The sequence below is a fragment of the Sorangium sp. So ce145 genome (genome assembly GCF_051525985.1).
In the GTDB taxonomy this organism is placed as follows: Bacteria; Myxococcota_A; Polyangia; order Polyangiales; family Polyangiaceae; genus Sorangium; species Sorangium cellulosum_B.
On sequence record NZ_CP150315.1, the window covers coordinates 11,757,435 to 11,773,492 of the forward strand.

The window sequence follows — 16,058 nt, forward strand, 5'->3', positions numbered from 1 at the left end:
GGGACGGTTGTCGACGAGCGACCGGGGCGGCGTCGGGGCGTGCGCGTTCCGGAGCACCCGTGCTGGGGAGACCCGGCAGGGGTGGGCGAAGCGTTGCCGAGACCGGGGAGGCGCAGGGGGAGGCGCTGCGGAGGGTTCGGCACAGGGGCAGGAGGAAGCGCTGCCGGGGCTCGGCGCTGACTGGACGACGTGCTTGCGGGGAAGATAGGGCTAGGGAACTACCGCATCCTCATCTCGTTTGGTGGGCGCAACCTGCCAGTCACTCAGGAGATCGCAAGAACCTGAGGCCGCCTGTCCGTGCCCGACAGACTGCCAATCGCCGATGGTCTCTTCGCCCCCCCCACGGCCCTTGTGCACAACCTCATCCTGGTCAACCGCAACATCTGTGACGTCGCGTGTACCGGCGTGTAGCTCCTCAATCCTTTCGACGAAGCCGCTTCAACGCCTTAAGAACATACTCACGCCCTGATACAAGGCGTCAGAGGCGCGAGGAGCTTCGAGCCAACAGGCCCGTCGACCTCTCCGCCTCCGCTCGCGTCAGCGCTGCGTGTACGCGCAACGATCGCTATTCCGACGCCCCTCCGCCGGTCTCCTTGGCTGCCGTTGCAGGTTCGGGCGCCTTTGCCGCGGCCTCGGGTTCCGGGGCTTCTGGCGCCTTTGCGGCGTCGAGGGTCGCGATCTCCATCGCATTCGCAGCAGGGTCCGTCACCGCGCCCTCCGGCGTCGTCGCCACGGCGTCGGGTGTCTTCGCCGCGGCCTCCGGCGCCTTGGCGGCAGGCTCCGGCAGCGTGGCCTCTGGCGCCTTGGCGGCGTCGGGCGCCGCTTCCTTCGGCGCCTTCGCAGCAGCCTTCGGCGCCTTTACGGCCGCGGAGGCCGCGCCCTCCGCCGCCGCCTCCGGCGCCGCGCCCTCCGCCGCCTTCGCCGGGGCTGCCTTCGCCTTCTTCTCCTTCGCGGCCTTTGCCTCGAGCGCGCCCGCCGCGATCGGCTCTCGCTTGCCGTGGCCGACCGCGCGCGGATCGCCGTACGGGAACGCCGCGCTGCCGCTCGCGTCGATCGGCTTGCGCGGGGCCTCCGGATCCGTCGCCGGGCTCGGCGGCGGCGCGATCGGCCGCGGCGCGCGCAGCCGGTTGCCAGGGCCGGCCTGGGTCCACACCTGCACGTCGCCGAGCACGCGCGTCCTGTTCGCCATCCGGCGCTGGCCCCGCGCGCCGAGCAGCTTCTCGAGGAACGTCGGGGGCGACGTCGCGCCAGGCTCCCCCTTCACCCAGCACGTGTAATCGCCGATGCCGGTGCCCCGGAACGCCTCGCGGCAGACCGCTATCCCGAGCTCGGCCGCGATGTCGCTGAGGAGACGACCCGGCGCGGCCTCGACCGTCCTGTGCTCGTTGACGAAGGTGACCTTGGGCATCGGTGGGCAGGGAGCGTCCTGCTCCCCTGCCGCGAGCGCGTCAAGAAGCGCGGCGCGCGTCGTCCCGCACGCGGTGCAGCACCCGCGCGATGCCGAACAGGTTCCAGCCCGCGAAGCCCAGGAACAGCGCCACGAGCGCGACCGCCCAGCGCGACGCGCGCGGCGAGCTGCCGTCGATGAGCAGCCAGGCGTCGTCCGTCACGGCCATCCCCGCCTGCTCCTCCACCTCGGCGGCCAGCCGCGCGTGCCGGATGCCCGCCCTCTCGAACGGCACGAGCCGCCCCGCGAACGTGCTCGGCGGGACGAAGCGCGGGCCCTCGAAGCCCTCCGGCACCCGGATCTCCACCCACAGCCCCGGGTTGCCCGCCACCGGCGCCAGCCGGAACGAGTCGCCCTCCGCGGCGCGCCCGTACCGGATCGCGCCGCGCGTCCCGAGCAGGCCGACAGCCCGCACGTAACGGTTCGCGAGGTCCGCCTGCGGCCGCAGCGACGCGAGCTCTCCCACGTCCGCCGGCTGGCCCGGCGACAGCGCGTAACGCGCCTCCCCGAGCAGCGCGACGGCCATCCACAGCGCGGCGATCGCGGTCGCCGCCATCAGCGCCACCGTGACCGTGCGCTCCTGCTTCGGCGGCGACGGCAGCGCGAGCAGCTCCGGATCGGGCCCCGCCACGTCGAGGCCATCGCCGCCCGGGCCGCGCGGGCCGGACGTCATGGATTCCAGGGTCGAGGTCGGGTCGGTGGGCACGCTTCATCGAGTATATAGCCGGAGCGCCGGCCGCGGTGCACCCGCCGTCTCGCCGGTCCTCGGGCGAGGGGAGGAGCGGGCTCGGGCGTGGCGGACCCGGGCGCGCAGGACGTCGGGCGCGGCGCGCGAGGCACGGGCGAACGACACGCTCCCGGCGCGCGTGCGCGGGCTCAGCACCAGCACACCGGGTTGCCCGTGGCCACCGAGGCCTCGAAGACCCGGCGCAGGGAGCCGAGGATCTGCTCGAAATCGGCGACGCCCAGCGCGCGCTGCGCCACGTGGAAGGAGCGCGGATACGCGGACCGGACGCGCCCCCTGTCGTCCTGCATTCGACCGTCGGGCCAGGGAATGCACCCGCCGGGAACGGCGACCCTGGACTCGAACTCGCGTCCCGTGTCGAGGTCCCGGAGCAGCACGCGGCCGCCCTCGTGGGCCTCGGTGCGCTCGGGCTCAAGCAGGATCTGCTCGACGCGCAGGGCGCGGAACAGCTCGCGGGGAGGCGCTCCGCGGCTCCGCACGAAGAAGCCATTCACGTCGAAGCCGAGGTTGACCTGCTCCGAGCCGCTCATGACGAAGATGCCTTCGTACTGCGGAACGAAGTCATAGAGCTCATCACCGGTCCCGGAGTCGACCAGGAAGGCCGAGCGGACGGAGGCGACGAGCTCGGCGAACCGCGCGAGCTCTCCCAGCGCGCGCGCGCTGGCTTCGGCCGGCATCATGCCGCCGTTCGCCGCCGGCAGCTCGGCCTGCAGCGTCGGGAAGTGCTGCCAGCCGATCCGATCGAGCGCCGCCTGGAACGCCCTGAGACCTGCCCAGTTCGAGATCCACTCGGAGGCGAGCCACATGCGTGGGTGCGGGCAGCAGTCCTCCATCCATGCGTAGAACGCGTCGTGCGCGTCCTGACGCTCCTCTGGGAGCGTCAGGCAGAGCTGCCCCTCTTCATCGAACCCCACGTGCTCCGCGTGCGGGGGCGGCGTGCGCGTCGTCCCGTCGAGCCAACACCTGCACATCACGGTCGCGTCCAGGCCCATTCGTGCGCCTCTTGCGTGGCTCGCGGCAGCCGGCGGGATCCCCGCCGCGCGAGCGTCCATCGGCGGGGCGCCGAGTCTAGCCCGTGCCTTCGCCCGTCAGGAGCCGCGCGACGCGATCGCCGGGCCGGCGCCCGAACACGCCTCGGGGGGCGGCGCGTGGCGGCACCCTCCACGCGCCCGTGTGTCTGCCGCCGGCCCGCGAGCCTCGTACCGCCCGCCTCCGGGCGACCGGTCGCGGCCCCGCCCATCGTTCTCGCGGGCCGCCCCTGAGCTCGCCGCGCGCTCGCCCGGCCGCGGCGCGGGGGGCCGCGTCGCGCGCTTGCCCGCACGCGGCGCCTTGCCTAGCCTAGCCGCGATGCCCTCGAAGAACGACAGCTCCATCGTGTGCCCGTCGTGCGGCGCGAACAACGCCTCCGTGACGGCGAGCGGGCGCTGCATCGCGTGCGGCGCCAGGATGGGCTCGCTCGCGCCTTTCCGCGACTCCGAGCTCGACCGCCACCGCCGCTACCAGCAGGAGGGCTTCTCGATCCTCTGGTGCCTCATCGCCCTCGTCCTGCAGAGCGTGCTCACCGCGGCCCTCGTCGGCGGCCTCCCCATGATCGTGCAGCAGCTCGACTTCGAGGGGTCGAACGGGATGATCGTCGCCATCCCCGTCTGGTTCATCGGCGGCGTCCTCCTCGGCATGATCTCGCCCGGAAAGACGTTCCTCGAGCCGGTCGTCGCGTCGTTCCTCGTCGCGATCCCGACCGTCTTCTACCTCCTGCACAGCCAGACCGTCCGGACGATGCCGCTGTTCATGTACGTGATCATGGCGCTCATCGGCGTGCTCTTCACGCTGATCGGCTCCTACCTCGGCGAGCGCATCCAGATGGGCCCGCCCGCGAAGCCGGCCGACTGAGGGCGCCCAGCGTGACGACGAGGCCCGGCGCGACGGGCAGCGCAGGGGCGGCCGGCGCAGCAGGGGCGGCGAGGGCGGCGAGGGCGGCAGCGGTGGCGGGCGCAGCAGGGACGGCGGGCGCAGCAGGGACGGCCGTCCGGCGGATCGCCGCGGCGAAGCGGATCGCCGCGGCGCTCGCCGCCGTCGCCATCGTCCAGGCGGCGCCCGGGTGCGGCCGATCGGCCGAGCAGCAGGAGGCGGACGCGCTCCTGCACGCGATCGACGTCCTCCGCGACGCCCCGAGCGAGCCGCGCGAGGCGCGCGAGGCGCTGCTCGCGGAGCTCGAGCGCCAGCCCGCATCGACGCCGCCCGCCGCGAGCGCCAAGGACACGTGCGCGCGGGCCTACCGCCTGCTGCTCGACGCGACGGCCGCCGAGGCGCGCGTCCGCGCCCTGCTCGAGGCGCCCGACGGGGCCGCCGGGCCCGGCGCGCTGGCGGATCTCGTCGCGGCGGACGCCAAGGTCAAGGAGAGCGCCGAGGTCATGCCGAGGTGCGCCGAGGCGCTCGCGATCCTCCGCCGCTCGGGCCGGCGCGGGATGTGACGTCCCGCGTCGTCCGCGCCCGCGCCCGCGGCGTCCGCGCCGGTCGAGGCGCCCGCGCCGCGCGCCCCCGGGGAGGGGCGCCGGCCGCGCCCGCGCCGCGCGTCGCGCGGCGTTGAAGAGGGCAAGGGGATCCGCGCTCGCGGTCCCCTGTGCTAAGACCCGCCCTGCCATGTTCGACACGCTGACACGGGGCTTTCGTCAGGCCAGAAACCGCCTCGCCGGGCTCACGGAGCTCACCGCGGGCAACATCGACGCCGCGCTCCGCGAGGTAAGGCTCAGCCTGCTCGAGGCCGACGTCGAGATCGGGGTGGTCAAGGCGTTCCTTGCCCGGGTCAAGGAGGCCGCGGTCGGCCGCACCCTGGAGACGCGCGTGAAGCACGCCGGCGAGGTCCACCAGGTCTCGGCGAGCGACCACTTCATCAAGATCTGCCACGACGAGCTCGAGGCGATGATGACCCACGAGGGCGACGAGATCGCCTGGGCCGACAGCGGGCCCACGGGCATCATGATGGTCGGCCTCCAGGGCTCCGGGAAGACGACGAGCTGCGCGAAGCTCTCGCGCTACCTCGAGAAGCAGGGGAAGAAGCCGCTGCTCGTCGCGGCCGACATGCAGCGCCCCGCGGCCGTCGAGCAGCTCAAGGTCCTCGGCGAGTCGCTCAAGATCCCCGTGTTCAACATCCCGGGCGAGTCGCCGGTCGCCATCTGCGCCGCGGCCCGCGGCGAGGCGAAGCGGCTCGGCCGCGACGTCATCATCTACGACACCGCCGGCCGCCTCGCGATCGACGAGCCGCTCATGCAGGAGCTCGCGCAGATCAAGGACGCGACCAAGCCGGAGAACGTCTTCCTCGTGGTCGACGCGATGATCGGCCAGGACGCCGTGAAGACGGCGCGCGGCTTCAACGAGCGGCTGTCGATCGGCGGCGTCGTGCTGACGAAGCTCGACGGCGACGCCCGCGGCGGCGCGGCGCTCAGCATCAAGGAGGTGACGGGCGCGCCCGTCCTCTTCACCGGCATCGGCGAGACGACGGACAAGTTCGAGCCGTTCCGCGCCGACGGCATGGCGAGCCGCATCCTCGGCATGGGCGACGTCGTCGGCCTCATGCAGGACTTCGAGGAGGTCGTCGACCAGAAGAAGGCCGAGAAGGACGCCGCGCGGATGCTCCAGGGCGACTTCACGCTCGAGGACTTCCTCGATCAGGTGCGGATGATCCAGAAGATGGGATCGCTGAAGGATCTCGTCGACAAGCTGCCCCTCGGCGGCATGTTCCCGGGCGGCCTGCCCCAGGACGTGAACCTCGACGACCGGGAGCTCGTCCGCATCGAGGCGATCATCCAGTCGATGACCCGCCTCGAGAAGAGCGACCCGTACGCGCTGGTCCGCGAGCCGAAGCGGGTGGAGCGCATCGCGAAGGGCTCGGGCTCGAAGCCCGAGGCGGTGAGCGAGCTCGTCCAGAAGTTCCTGTTCATGCGCCAGATGATGAGCGGCCTCGGCCAGAACATGGGCCTCATGGGCAAGATCCCCGGCATGAAGCAGATGGCCATGGCCAAGAACATGCGGGAGATGCAGAAGCAGATGATGGCCGGCGGCGGCCTGCCCGGGATGGGGATGCCGGGCATGGGCTTTCCGGGCATGGGCTTCCCGGGGATGGGGATGCCCGGGCTGGGGATGCCGGGCATGGGCGGCTTCCCGGGCGCCGGCGCCGGGGGCCCGAACATGACGAAGATGAAGACGCTCAGCGCCTCCGAGCGCAACGCGAAGAAGGCGCAGCGCAAGCGCGAGCGCGACGCCCGCAAGAAGGGGCGCAAGTAGCGGCGGCCGCGTGCGAGGGCCCTGCTGCCGGCGGCGCGTTGCTGACGGTGCGCACGGCGCGCACGGCGCGCATGCTCGCGTGCGGGCGCTCGCGTTTGCCGCCGTGGCCTTCGCCACCGCGTGCTCCCGGGGCGGCGGGGGCGAGCAGGAGGCGGCGCCGTCCGGGGCGACGGGTCGCGCGCCGGCGAGCAGCGGCGCGGGGGCCGGACAGAGCCAGAGACGACCGCCTGCCGTCGTGAAAGAGCTCTCGGTGCGCAAGCTCGCGCCCGGCGCGGCGATCGTCATCGACGGCCGCCTCGACGAGCCGGCGTGGCAGGCGGCGGCGACGACAGGTCCGTTCGTCAACGTGGGCACGGGCCGCGAGGATCGGTCGCTGCCGACGCAGGGCGAGGCGCGGCTGCTCTGGGACGATGGGTTTCTCTACGTCGGATTCGACGTCAGCGACAGAACGATCACCGGCGGGTTCCCCGAGGGCGCGCGCGACCCGCACCTCTGGGAGCGGGACACCGTCGAGGTGATGATCGATCCCGACGGCGACGGAGATAATAAAGACTACTACGAAATTCAGATCAACCCTCAGAACCTCGTCTTCGACTCGCAGTTCGACGACTACAACGCTCCAAGGGGCGGCCCGAGCGGGCCTTTCGGTCATGAGGCGTGGAGCGCGGGGCTCGCGAGCGCGGTCGCGCTGAGAGGGACGCTCGACGACGACTCGGACGAGGACCGGGGGTACGTTGTCGAGGCGAAGATCCCGTGGAGCTCGTTCACGAAGGCGAAGGCGGCGCCGCCGTCGCCGGGGGACGCGTGGCGGATGAACTTCTACGCCATGCAGAACAACGGCGGGGCGGCGTGGTCGCCGATCCTGGGCGAGGGGAACTTCCACCGGGCGCGGCGGTTCGGGCGGGTCCGGTTCGTCGCGGCCGAAGGTGACGCGGGCGGCGCGGGGGCGCCCGCGCGCGACGCGGGCCCGGCGCCCGCGACGGCGCCCTCCGCGCCGGCCGGTCCGAAGCCGGGCGACCGGGCCGATCCGCTGGACCGCTGAGCCGCGTCCGGCGTTTCGAGCGACAGAACAGCGAACCCCGTTGCGGCGCGAGCCCTCCGTGGAAAGGGAAACAGAGGATGTTCACGAAGCTCGGACTCCGGAATTTCAAGTCCTGGCGTGGCGCACATGCGTTCGACCTCAGGCCGCTCACGCTGGTGCTCGGCGTCAACTCGGCCGGAAAGACGAGCCTGCTCCAGCCGCTCTTGCTCCTGAAGCAAACCATCGAGTCGCCCGACCGGCTCCTTTCGCTCAACCTGGGCGGGCAGCCCGGTGAGATGCTGGACCTCGGCAGGCTCTCCGACGTCGTCTCCGGGGGCGACGTGCGCGCCGGGCTCGGCTTCCACCTGACGTTCGGCCCCGTGAGCATCGGGAAGGGGGCCGCGCCGCGCACGCTCGGCTCCGTGGACTACGAGGTGGAGGTTGGCGCCGGCGAGGACGAGAATCCCTACGTGGAGCGGCTCTCGTACGCCACCGTCGAGGGCGCCTATGCCGTCGCGCGCCAGCGAGACGGCGCCTACGCGCTCTCCGCGCCGGGCGGCCCTTTGCCCGACGACCGGCGAGCTCGGCGGACCTACGAGCCCGAGCGGTCCGTCGGCTTCTCGGCCGATGCGGTCGCCGCCCTCGGCGCCGCGGGGGCGGACGCGCAGGATCTCGCGCTCGCGCTGACGCGGGAGCTCCAGCGGCTCGCCTACCTCGGGCCCCACCGGAGCGTGCCCACGCGCCATTACGCCTGGACGGGGCGCTCGATAGGACAGCTCGGATCGAGCGGCGAGCACGCGATCCCGGCGCTGATCGCGAGCCTCGTCGGCCGCCACGCCGACGGGTCCGAGCGGGGTCGCCTCGTCGAGCAGGTCTCCGCGGGGCTCGCGCGGCTCGGGGTCGCGGACAGGATGGAGATCGAGCGCCAGGCGACGACGTTCTTCCAGGTCATGATCACCTTCCAGGGCCACCGGACGAACCTGCTCGACGTCGGCTTCGGGGTCTCCCAGGTCCTGCCCGTGGTCACCGCGGCGTACTTCGCGCCCGAGGGCTCGACGGTGATCATGTCGGAGCCCGAGCTTCACCTGCACCCGCTGGCGCAATCCGCGCTCGGCGATCTGCTCATCGAGGCCGTGCGAGAGCGCGGGGTGCAGCTCCTCGTCGAGACGCACTCGGAGCACCTCTTCCGGCGGATCCAGACGTTGATGGCCGAGGAGCGCATCACGCCGGACGAGTGCGCCATGTACTTTGCCCGGTGCAGCGGAGGGGATTCGGTGCTCGAGCCGCTCCAGGTGAACGAGTACGGGCGGGTCGCGAACTGGCCCGACAAGTTCTTCGGTGACACGGTGGGCGAGGTCGAGCGGCAGATGGAGCGGATGCTCGACCGCATGGAGAAGGACGAGCAACGTGGCTGATCATGTCGTCGACACCAACGTGCTCATCGTCGCGAGCGCCGCCGATCCTGCCTCGCCGTTCAAGGACACCCACGTGCCGACGAGCGAGCGGAGGATCGTCTTCGCGTGGCTCAAGGATTTCCGCGCCGATGACGGGCGCCGCCTGATCATCGACAGGGCCCGCGGCATCCTGCGCGAGTACAGGAAGAAGCTGACGGCCCAGGACTACGGCATCGTCGTGGCGATGGAGAAGCTCCGGACGGCGGCGTTCGTCTCCGTGCAGTACGACGGCGAGTATGCCGTCGTGCCCGAGCGGCTCGCTCGCTTCGACAACTCCGACAAGAAGCTCGTGGCGGCGCACCTCGCGCACCGGGCGGAAGGCGGTCAAAGCACCATCGTGAACGCGTGCGACACCGACTGGCACGAGCACGAAGAGGCGCTCTCCGCAGAAGGGGTGATCGTGGAGCAGCTCCTCCCGGCGTGGTGCCAGAGAGAGTTCTGGCGCAAGAACCCCGAGAAGATGCCTCCCGGCGCTCGATGATGCGCTTGCGGTGGCGCCGGCGCACCGTGACCTCGTTGTTCTCCACCCGGACCGTGACGTCGCTCCCCATGGGGTCGCGGTGCGTCGTGGGGCGATGCGTCGTGGGCTCGTACGAGGCGAGCTCAAGGTGGGCGTGCTTCCTGAAAGCGAAACGCTACATCAACAGCATTCGTGAGGTCCGCGGCTTCCTGAAAACGAAACGTTATATCAACAGCATTTGTGGCCCGTGATGCTGTACATTTCGCGCGGCGGGGTGGCGTCGCCGTGCAATGACACGACGCCTGCTGTCAGTAGCCTCCATGCGAGAGCGCGATCGAGCTATTGCGTCGACGCGAAAGATCGTTGAGAGTCGTGACATGCAATTGCATGCCTCGGATCGTGGCTCATCCCGACATACCGGGATGAGCGCCCGTGGGCAGGCTGGATGGATGGAGGTTCATGCGATGACACGGTTCTTCACTCTTGTTGGAGCGATCCTTTTGGTGGCCTGCGGCGGTGCGGGGGAGGGCACCGGCGCGGAGAGCGGGACGGGCTCGGCGGGCGGAGACGATACGAGCTCGAGCGGCGAGGGGCCGACCACGTCGGGCACCACGACGAACACGACGGGCACGGGGATCGAGGACCCGATGAGCGGGTCGGGCAGCACGAGCGGTTCAGGCGACGCGACCGGCTCGGGCGGCTCGGGTGGCTCCGGTGGCTCGGGCGCCGCGAGCGGCTCCGGCGGCACGGGGGGCACGGGCGGCGATGATCCGTTCGCGCACGCTCCGGTGTGCAGCAGCGACGAGCACTGGACGATGGGCGATCACGAATCGCCGCTCATGCACCCAGGCATGGCGTGCCGGACCTGTCACTCGACGAAGGAGCCGCGGGTCGCGACGCGCCTGCCGATCGTCGGCACCGTCTACCCGACCGGGCACGAGCCCGACGACTGCCTCGGCGTCGACGGGGAGGCCGAGGACGTGGTTGTCGAGATCACGACCGCCGACGCTCGGGTGATCCAGCTGCCGGTCAACGCGTCAGGCAACTTCCTCTTCGATACCGCACGAGATCGCACGCCCATCAAGTTCCCGATCACCGCACGGGTGGTGAAGGGCGACAAGGAGCGCAAGATGCTCGCCGCGCAGATGAGCGGCGATTGCAACAGCTGCCACTCCCAGAACGGCGCCGAGGGGGCGCCCGGACGGATCGTCGCGCCCTGACGCTGTCGCTGGCGCCCGCCGGCCGAGAGCATCTCGTGGATCACGAAGGTGGGTCGCGCCGGCGCCCTCGGCGACCGGAGAGAACCCTTCGCCTCGTGCTGGGGTGATCCCGAACATGGTGATTCATCGGATCGACACAGAAGAGCCTGCTTCGACCGCCTTCTGCCTCCCGTCGCGGAACACCGCACATCCAGCGTCCCATCAGGGCTGCGGCGGCGCCGCGCCCCTCGGGGCATCCGGCCCTGGACCCAGCCCCCGGCCCAGCAAAGCCGGCCCACACCCCGCCGGCTGCGCTAAGCTCCGCGCCCTGTGCCCGTCCTCACCGCTCACGATCTCCACAAATCCTTCGGTCCGCAGACCATCCTCGACGGCGTCTCGGTCAACATCCGCACGGGCGAGCGGGTGGGCCTCGTCGGCGTCAACGGCTCCGGCAAGAGCACGCTCGCCCGCATCCTCGCCGGGGTCGAGCAGGCCGACAGCGGCACCATCGCGCGCCGCCGCGGCGCGGAGATCGGCGTCCTCTCGCAGGATCCGGTCTTCGAGCCGACCGACACCGCGCGCGACGTGGTGCTCGCCGGGCTCTCCGCCTGGCACGCCGCCAAGGCCCGCCACGACGAGGTGAGCCGGGCGCTCGCGGCCGGCTCGGGGGACGCCGAGGCGCTCCTCGCCGAGCAGGCCGAGGCCGGGGCCGACGTCGAGCGGCTCGGCGGGTGGGACATGATGCACCAGGTCGACGCCATCATCGGCCACGTCGGCGTCACCCGGCCCGACGCGCCCATGAGCGTGCTCAGCGGCGGCGATCGCAGGCGCGTCGCGCTCGCCCGCCTCCTCGTGTCGCGGCCCGCCCTCGCCGTGCTCGACGAGCCCAGCAACCACCTCGACGTCGAGACCGTCGAGTGGCTCGAGCGCTACCTCGTCGAGGAGCACCCCGGCGCGCTCCTCCTCATCACCCACGATCGCTACCTGCTCGACCGCGTCGCGGAGCGCACGCTCGAGATCGACAAGGGCAAGGTCTACAGCTACGACGGCGGCTACGAGGAGTACCTCGAGCAGAAGGCCGAGCGCCTCGCGCTCGAGGCGCGCACCGAGTCGAACCGGCAGAACTTCCTGCGCACCGAGCTAGAGTGGCTCCGGCGGCAGCCGAAGGCGCGCACCGGAAAGCAGAAGGCCCGCATCCAGCGCGCCGAGGCGACCAAGAGCGCGCCGCCGCCCAAGGCCGAGCGGACCGCGCAGCTCTCGGTGGAGTCGGTGCGCACCGGCAAGACCATCCTCGAGCTGAAGAAGCTCGGCCTCTCGCTCGACGGAAAGTGGCTCGTGCGCGGCCTCGACTTCACCCTGACCAAGGGCGAGCGCGTCGGCATCGTCGGCCGCAACGGCACGGGCAAGACCACGATGCTCCGCGCGATCCTCGGCCAGCTCGGCGCCGAAGGCGACGGCGCGGCCGCCGAGGGGCCCCGCATGGAAGGCGAGGTCGTGCTCGGAAAGAACTCGAGCGTCGCGTACTTCGACCAGCACAGGAGCGGGCTCGACCTCGACAAGTCGATCTTCGAGAACATCGCGGGCTCGCACACGCGCGTCGAGGTGGGCGGCCGATCCATGGACGTGCGCAGCTACCTGGAGCGGTTCCTGTTCGATCCGAACAAGGCGCGGCAGCCTGTGGGCTCGCTCTCCGGCGGCGAGCGGGCGCGGGTCGCCCTGGCGAAGATGCTGACCCAGAGCGTCAACGTGATCATCCTCGACGAGCCCACGAACGATCTCGACGTGATGACCCTCGCCGCGCTCGAGGAGATGCTCATCGAGCTCGACGGCTCGGCGCTCGTCGTGACCCACGACCGCTGGTTCCTGAACCGGGTGGCGACCTCGATCCTCGCGTTCGAGGGCGACGGCCGGGTCGTGCGGTACGCGGGCAACTACGACGCCTACCGCGAGCAGCGCGCGAACGCCGCGCTCGAGACGGAGGCCGAGGCGCGGGCCGCGAAGGCCCAGGCGGAGGCCCGGCCGGCGGCGGCGCCGGCGAAGGCCGCCGCGCGGGCCAGCGACAAGCCGAAGCTCACGTTCGCGGAGCGGACCGAGCTCGACGGCATCGTGGGGCGGATCGACGTGGCCGAGCAGAAGGTCGCCGAGCTCGAGGCGAAGCTCGCCGACCCGACGCTCTACGCGAGCCGCGGCGCGGACGTGGCGGGGCTGCTCTCGGAGCTCGAGCGCGCCAAGCAGGAGGCGGCGCGCCTGGTCAGCCGCTGGGAGGAGCTCGAGACGAAGCGCGAGGCCGCCGGCAAGGCGTGACCGGGCGCGGCGGAGCGCGAGGCCGGCGGCAATCGGTCCAGGGGCGCAGGGGCGACCTGTCTCGCACGACGACCTTGTCGGCGCGGCGCCGCCCGGCGACCATGGCCTCATGATGACCGTGTTCGAGGTGCACCTCGCCGAGGGATCCGACGGCGCCGGCCTGCTCAGCGACGAGGTCCTGAGCGAGACAGGCGCGCAGGTGATGACGCTCCAGGAAGCAGCGCTGGTCGGCTTCCAGGGCCTCCAGGCGCTCGACGGCTCCGGCAACGTCCGGCTCATCGCCGTGCGCGCGCGTGACGCCGCCTGGATCCACCGCTGCCTGGAGACCCACGGGGCCGTCGCCGGGTTCCGGGCTCACCAGGTCGACTGAGCCACATCGCCCCCGCTGCTCGACCGACACCCGCGCCGCTCTGGCGCGGCGTCCCTCCTGCGTGCTGTGGCGGGGGACTTCGGCCGAAGGTGGAAGGCTTTGGAGCCGCCAAGGCGCCAAAAGACGCCAAAGGACGCCAGATTTTTTTTGTATTTTTCTTGGCGTCTTATGGCGCCTTGGCGGTTCCATTCTCTCTTCCATCCTTCCGTCAGGGTGGGGGAATTCCCTCACCACCCCGCGCGCCTTGTCCAGAATGCCGTGGATGCCAGTCCCGCCGCCCGGCGCACGGAACATGAAGTCCCGACAAGCCCGCTGAAGCAGGCGAAGCTCGCCTCCACGAACATCGATGAGATCCGGTGTCCATCACCACGCATGGCACGCCTCGCGCGCCGCCTTCGCGCGTCCCTGGCCCGCAGGAGGCTCGTTCTACTGTATCTCGTATCACTAGAAAGTTGGCGTGTGGTTGCACTGTCTACCGACGATGGTAACAACACCGCATGTCTCACTCCTCTCTACGTAGTCATACGCTCCTGGCGTTGTTCGCGGTCTCCGCGTTCGCGCCGGGTTGCGGCTCGGAGCGGCCGCAAGCGGGCGATACCAGGCCGCCGGGCTCCGAGCCCGGTCAGGGGGCGCCCTTCGAGAACCCCGGCGGGATGTGGATGCCGGAGCAGATGCGGCAGCACAAGGACCAGCTCAAGGCGCTCGGGCTCGAGATCGATCCCGAGTCGCTCGCCGATCCCACGGCGTCCCCGCTCGGCGCGGTGGTGAGCCTGGGCGGCTGCTCGGCCTCGTTCGTCTCTCCCGATGGGCTCATCGCCACGAACCATCACTGTTCGACCAGGGCGCTCCAGTACAACTCCACCCCGGAGCAGGACCTCCTGACGAACGGATACCTCGCGAAATCCCGCGCCGAGGAGCGATGGGCCGGCCCCACCGCGCGCGTGCTCGTGACCCGCGCCTTCCGCGACGTCACCGCCGAGGTGCGGCGCGGCATCGAGGCGATCCAGGGCGATCTCGAGCGCTACGAGGAGATCGAGAAGCGCAAGAAGCAGCTCGTGACCGCGTGCGAGGAGGGGCGCCCCGAGATCCGCTGCTCCATCGCCGAGTACTTCGGCGGTGGCCAGGTCTCGTTGATCGAGCAGCTGGAGATCAAGGACGTTCGCATCGTCTATGTCCCGCAGGAGGCGATCGGCAACTTCGGCGGGGACATCGACAACTGGCGCTGGCCGCGCCACACCGGCGATTTCGCCTTCTTCAGGGCCTATGTCGGCAAGGACAACCGGCCTGCGGCCCACGCCGAGGACAACGTGCCTTACCGGCCGGCGCACCACCTGAAGCTCGCGTCGTCGCCGCTCCGCCAGGGCGACCTGGTGATGGTCGCCGGCTACCCCGGCACGACGAACCGGCTCCGGACCGCGGCAGAGGTCGAGTCCGCGGTCTCATGGCTGTACCCGAAGCGGGTGTCGTTCTACGAGCAGTCGATCGCCCTCCTGGAGGAGCTCGGCAAGAACGACCCGGCCCTACGGATCAAGGCGGAGCCGACCATCCAGGGCTACGCCAACTACCTGCTCAAGACGCGCGGCCTGCTCGACGGGCTGGTCCAGGGCGGCCTGGCCAAGGAGAAGGCCAAGCAGGAGGGCGACCTCAAGGCCTGGATCGACGCCGACCCGGAGCGCAAAACGGCCTACGGCGGCGCGATCGAGCGGATCGCCGCGCTGCACGCCGAGCAGCGGGCGACGCGCGACCATGACGCGGCCGTGTCGGAGATCGCCTCGTCGGCGAGGCTCCTCGACGCCGCGGTCACCATCGTGCGCATGGCGGAGGAGCGGCCGAAGGCCGACGCCGAGCGCGAGGCCGAGTACCAGCAGCGCAACTGGGAGCGCCTCGAGCAGGCGCAGGCGTCGCTGCAGAAATCGTACGACCGCGCGATCGATCGGAGCACCTTCAAGCTGGCCACGCGGCGCGCGCTGCAGCTCGATCCGAAGGACAGGCCCGCGCTGCTCGCGGCCCTCGCGGGCGGGCAGGCACAGACGGAGGCGGGCATCGCCGCGGCGATCGACGCGATCTACGAGAAGACGGCGCTCGAGGACGCGGCGACCCGGGTCCAGCTGCTCAAGACGGCGACGCTCGAGGAGCTCCAGGCGAGCCGGGATCCGATGATCCGCCTGGCGCTCGAGCTCGCGCCGGTCGACAAGGCCATCGAGGCGCGGGACAAGGCCTACGCCGGGGCGATGGCCCTCGTGAAGCCGCGCTTCGTCGAGGCGCTCCGCGCGCACCGGGGCGGCCTCCTGGCGCCCGACGCGAACGGCACGCTCCGCGTCACGTACGGCACCGTGCGGGGGTACCGTCCGGAGGCCGACAAGCCGGTGGTTCGCCCGTTCACCACCCTCAGCGAGGTCGTGAAGAAGAGCACCGGCGAGGCGCCGTTCGACACCCCGGGGACCCTGCTCGAGGCCGCGCGCGAGAAGCGGTTCGGCCCGTACGTCGACAAGGACCTCGGCGAGGTGCCGGTCTGCTTCCTGAGCGATCTCGACATCACGAACGGCAACTCCGGCTCTGCCACGCTGAACGCGCGCGGCGAGCTCGTGGGCCTCGCCTTCGACGGCAACTACGAGGCGATGGCGTCCGACTGGCTGTTCATGCCGTCGATCACCCGGACCATCCACGTCGATCACCGCTACATGGAGTGGGTGATGGACGCGGTGTCGGGCGCGGACGCCGTGCTGAAGGAGATGGGCGGCAAGCCGGCCATCGACTGAGCGCGACGTAACCTCGAG

General features: G+C 71.3%; 13 protein-coding genes. 10 read left to right on the forward strand and 3 right to left on the reverse strand.

All coding sequences use genetic code 11. The features are described from left to right. Positions 1 to 565: 565 nt before the first annotated feature. The 3 genes from WMF34_RS43680 to WMF34_RS43690 all read right to left on the reverse strand — a co-directional run bounded on the left by WMF34_RS43680 (position 566) and on the right by WMF34_RS43690 (position 3,184). On the reverse strand, positions 566 to 1,408 hold the full coding sequence (locus WMF34_RS43680) for a hypothetical protein (protein WP_437991528.1): 843 nt from the start codon (positions 1,406 to 1,408) through the stop codon (positions 566 to 568). A gap of 40 nt (positions 1,409 to 1,448) precedes the next feature. Further along, complete coding sequence (locus tag WMF34_RS43685; RefSeq protein WP_437991529.1) at positions 1,449 to 2,153, reverse strand: hypothetical protein; 705 nt, start codon at positions 2,151 to 2,153, stop codon at positions 1,449 to 1,451. Between the two features lie 170 nt (positions 2,154 to 2,323). Next, positions 2,324 to 3,184: a hypothetical protein gene (locus WMF34_RS43690; RefSeq protein ID WP_012241146.1), complete on the reverse strand. Its 861-nt coding sequence runs from the start codon at positions 3,182 to 3,184 to the stop codon at positions 2,324 to 2,326. A 355-nt stretch (positions 3,185 to 3,539) separates the two neighbouring features. Between WMF34_RS43690 and WMF34_RS43695 the strand changes: the two genes are divergently transcribed. The 10 genes from WMF34_RS43695 (at position 3,540) to WMF34_RS43740 (ending at position 16,040) form a co-directional block, all read left to right on the forward strand. Beyond that, a complete protein-coding gene (locus WMF34_RS43695) occupies positions 3,540 to 4,082 on the forward strand; it encodes a hypothetical protein (protein WP_044967211.1) in 543 nt (180 codons plus the stop codon). Positions 4,083 to 4,093: 11 nt separating this feature from the next. Then, complete coding sequence (locus WMF34_RS43700; RefSeq protein ID WP_437991530.1) at positions 4,094 to 4,663, forward strand: hypothetical protein; 570 nt, start codon at positions 4,094 to 4,096, stop codon at positions 4,661 to 4,663. Positions 4,664 to 4,832: 169 nt separating this feature from the next. Then, positions 4,833 to 6,473: a signal recognition particle protein gene (gene ffh / locus WMF34_RS43705; protein ID WP_437991531.1), complete on the forward strand. Its 1,641-nt coding sequence runs from the start codon at positions 4,833 to 4,835 to the stop codon at positions 6,471 to 6,473. Positions 6,474 to 6,552: 79 nt separating this feature from the next. Further along, positions 6,553 to 7,515 carry a carbohydrate-binding family 9-like protein gene (locus tag WMF34_RS43710; protein ID WP_437991532.1) on the forward strand — a complete coding sequence of 321 codons (963 nt, stop codon included), beginning with the start codon at positions 6,553 to 6,555 and terminating at the stop codon, positions 7,513 to 7,515. Between the two features lie 77 nt (positions 7,516 to 7,592). Next, positions 7,593 to 8,909, forward strand: coding sequence for an AAA family ATPase (locus tag WMF34_RS43715; RefSeq protein ID WP_012241151.1), 1,317 nt, complete (start codon positions 7,593 to 7,595; stop codon positions 8,907 to 8,909). Beyond that, positions 8,902 to 9,429 (forward strand): hypothetical protein, encoded by a 528-nt coding sequence (locus WMF34_RS43720; RefSeq protein WP_012241152.1) that lies wholly within the window; start codon positions 8,902 to 8,904, stop codon positions 9,427 to 9,429. The genes WMF34_RS43715 and WMF34_RS43720 overlap by 8 nt, the downstream gene beginning before the upstream one ends. Before the next feature lie 443 nt (positions 9,430 to 9,872). After that, the gene (locus tag WMF34_RS43725) at positions 9,873 to 10,628 is read left to right on the forward strand and encodes a hypothetical protein (protein WP_437991533.1); all 756 of its coding nucleotides are present in this window, start codon (positions 9,873 to 9,875) and stop codon (positions 10,626 to 10,628) included. Positions 10,629 to 10,937: 309 nt separating this feature from the next. Continuing rightward, positions 10,938 to 12,911 (forward strand): ABC-F family ATP-binding cassette domain-containing protein, encoded by a 1,974-nt coding sequence (locus WMF34_RS43730; protein ID WP_437991534.1) that lies wholly within the window; start codon positions 10,938 to 10,940, stop codon positions 12,909 to 12,911. A 109-nt stretch (positions 12,912 to 13,020) separates the two neighbouring features. Further along, entirely contained in the window at positions 13,021 to 13,281 is a 261-nt protein-coding gene (locus WMF34_RS43735; protein ID WP_012241155.1) for a hypothetical protein, read from the forward strand. 536 nt (positions 13,282 to 13,817) lie between these two features. Then, positions 13,818 to 16,040, forward strand: a complete 2,223-nt coding sequence (locus WMF34_RS43740) for a S46 family peptidase (protein ID WP_437991535.1) — start codon at positions 13,818 to 13,820, stop codon at positions 16,038 to 16,040. Positions 16,041 to 16,058 lie beyond the last annotated feature (18 nt).

Coding starts and splice junctions, on each gene's coding strand:
- WMF34_RS43735 (WP_012241155.1), top strand. CDS start 13,021: ATGATGACCGTGTTCGAGGTGCACCTCGCCGAGGGATCCGACGGCGCC.
- ffh (WP_437991531.1), top strand. CDS start 4,833: ATGTTCGACACGCTGACACGGGGCTTTCGTCAGGCCAGAAACCGCCTC.
- WMF34_RS43725 (WP_437991533.1), top strand. CDS start 9,873: ATGACACGGTTCTTCACTCTTGTTGGAGCGATCCTTTTGGTGGCCTGC.
- WMF34_RS43695 (WP_044967211.1), top strand. CDS start 3,540: ATGCCCTCGAAGAACGACAGCTCCATCGTGTGCCCGTCGTGCGGCGCG.
- WMF34_RS43715 (WP_012241151.1), top strand. CDS start 7,593: ATGTTCACGAAGCTCGGACTCCGGAATTTCAAGTCCTGGCGTGGCGCA.
- WMF34_RS43690 (WP_012241146.1), bottom strand. CDS start 3,184: ATGGGCCTGGACGCGACCGTGATGTGCAGGTGTTGGCTCGACGGGACG.
- WMF34_RS43680 (WP_437991528.1), bottom strand. CDS start 1,408: ATGCCCAAGGTCACCTTCGTCAACGAGCACAGGACGGTCGAGGCCGCG.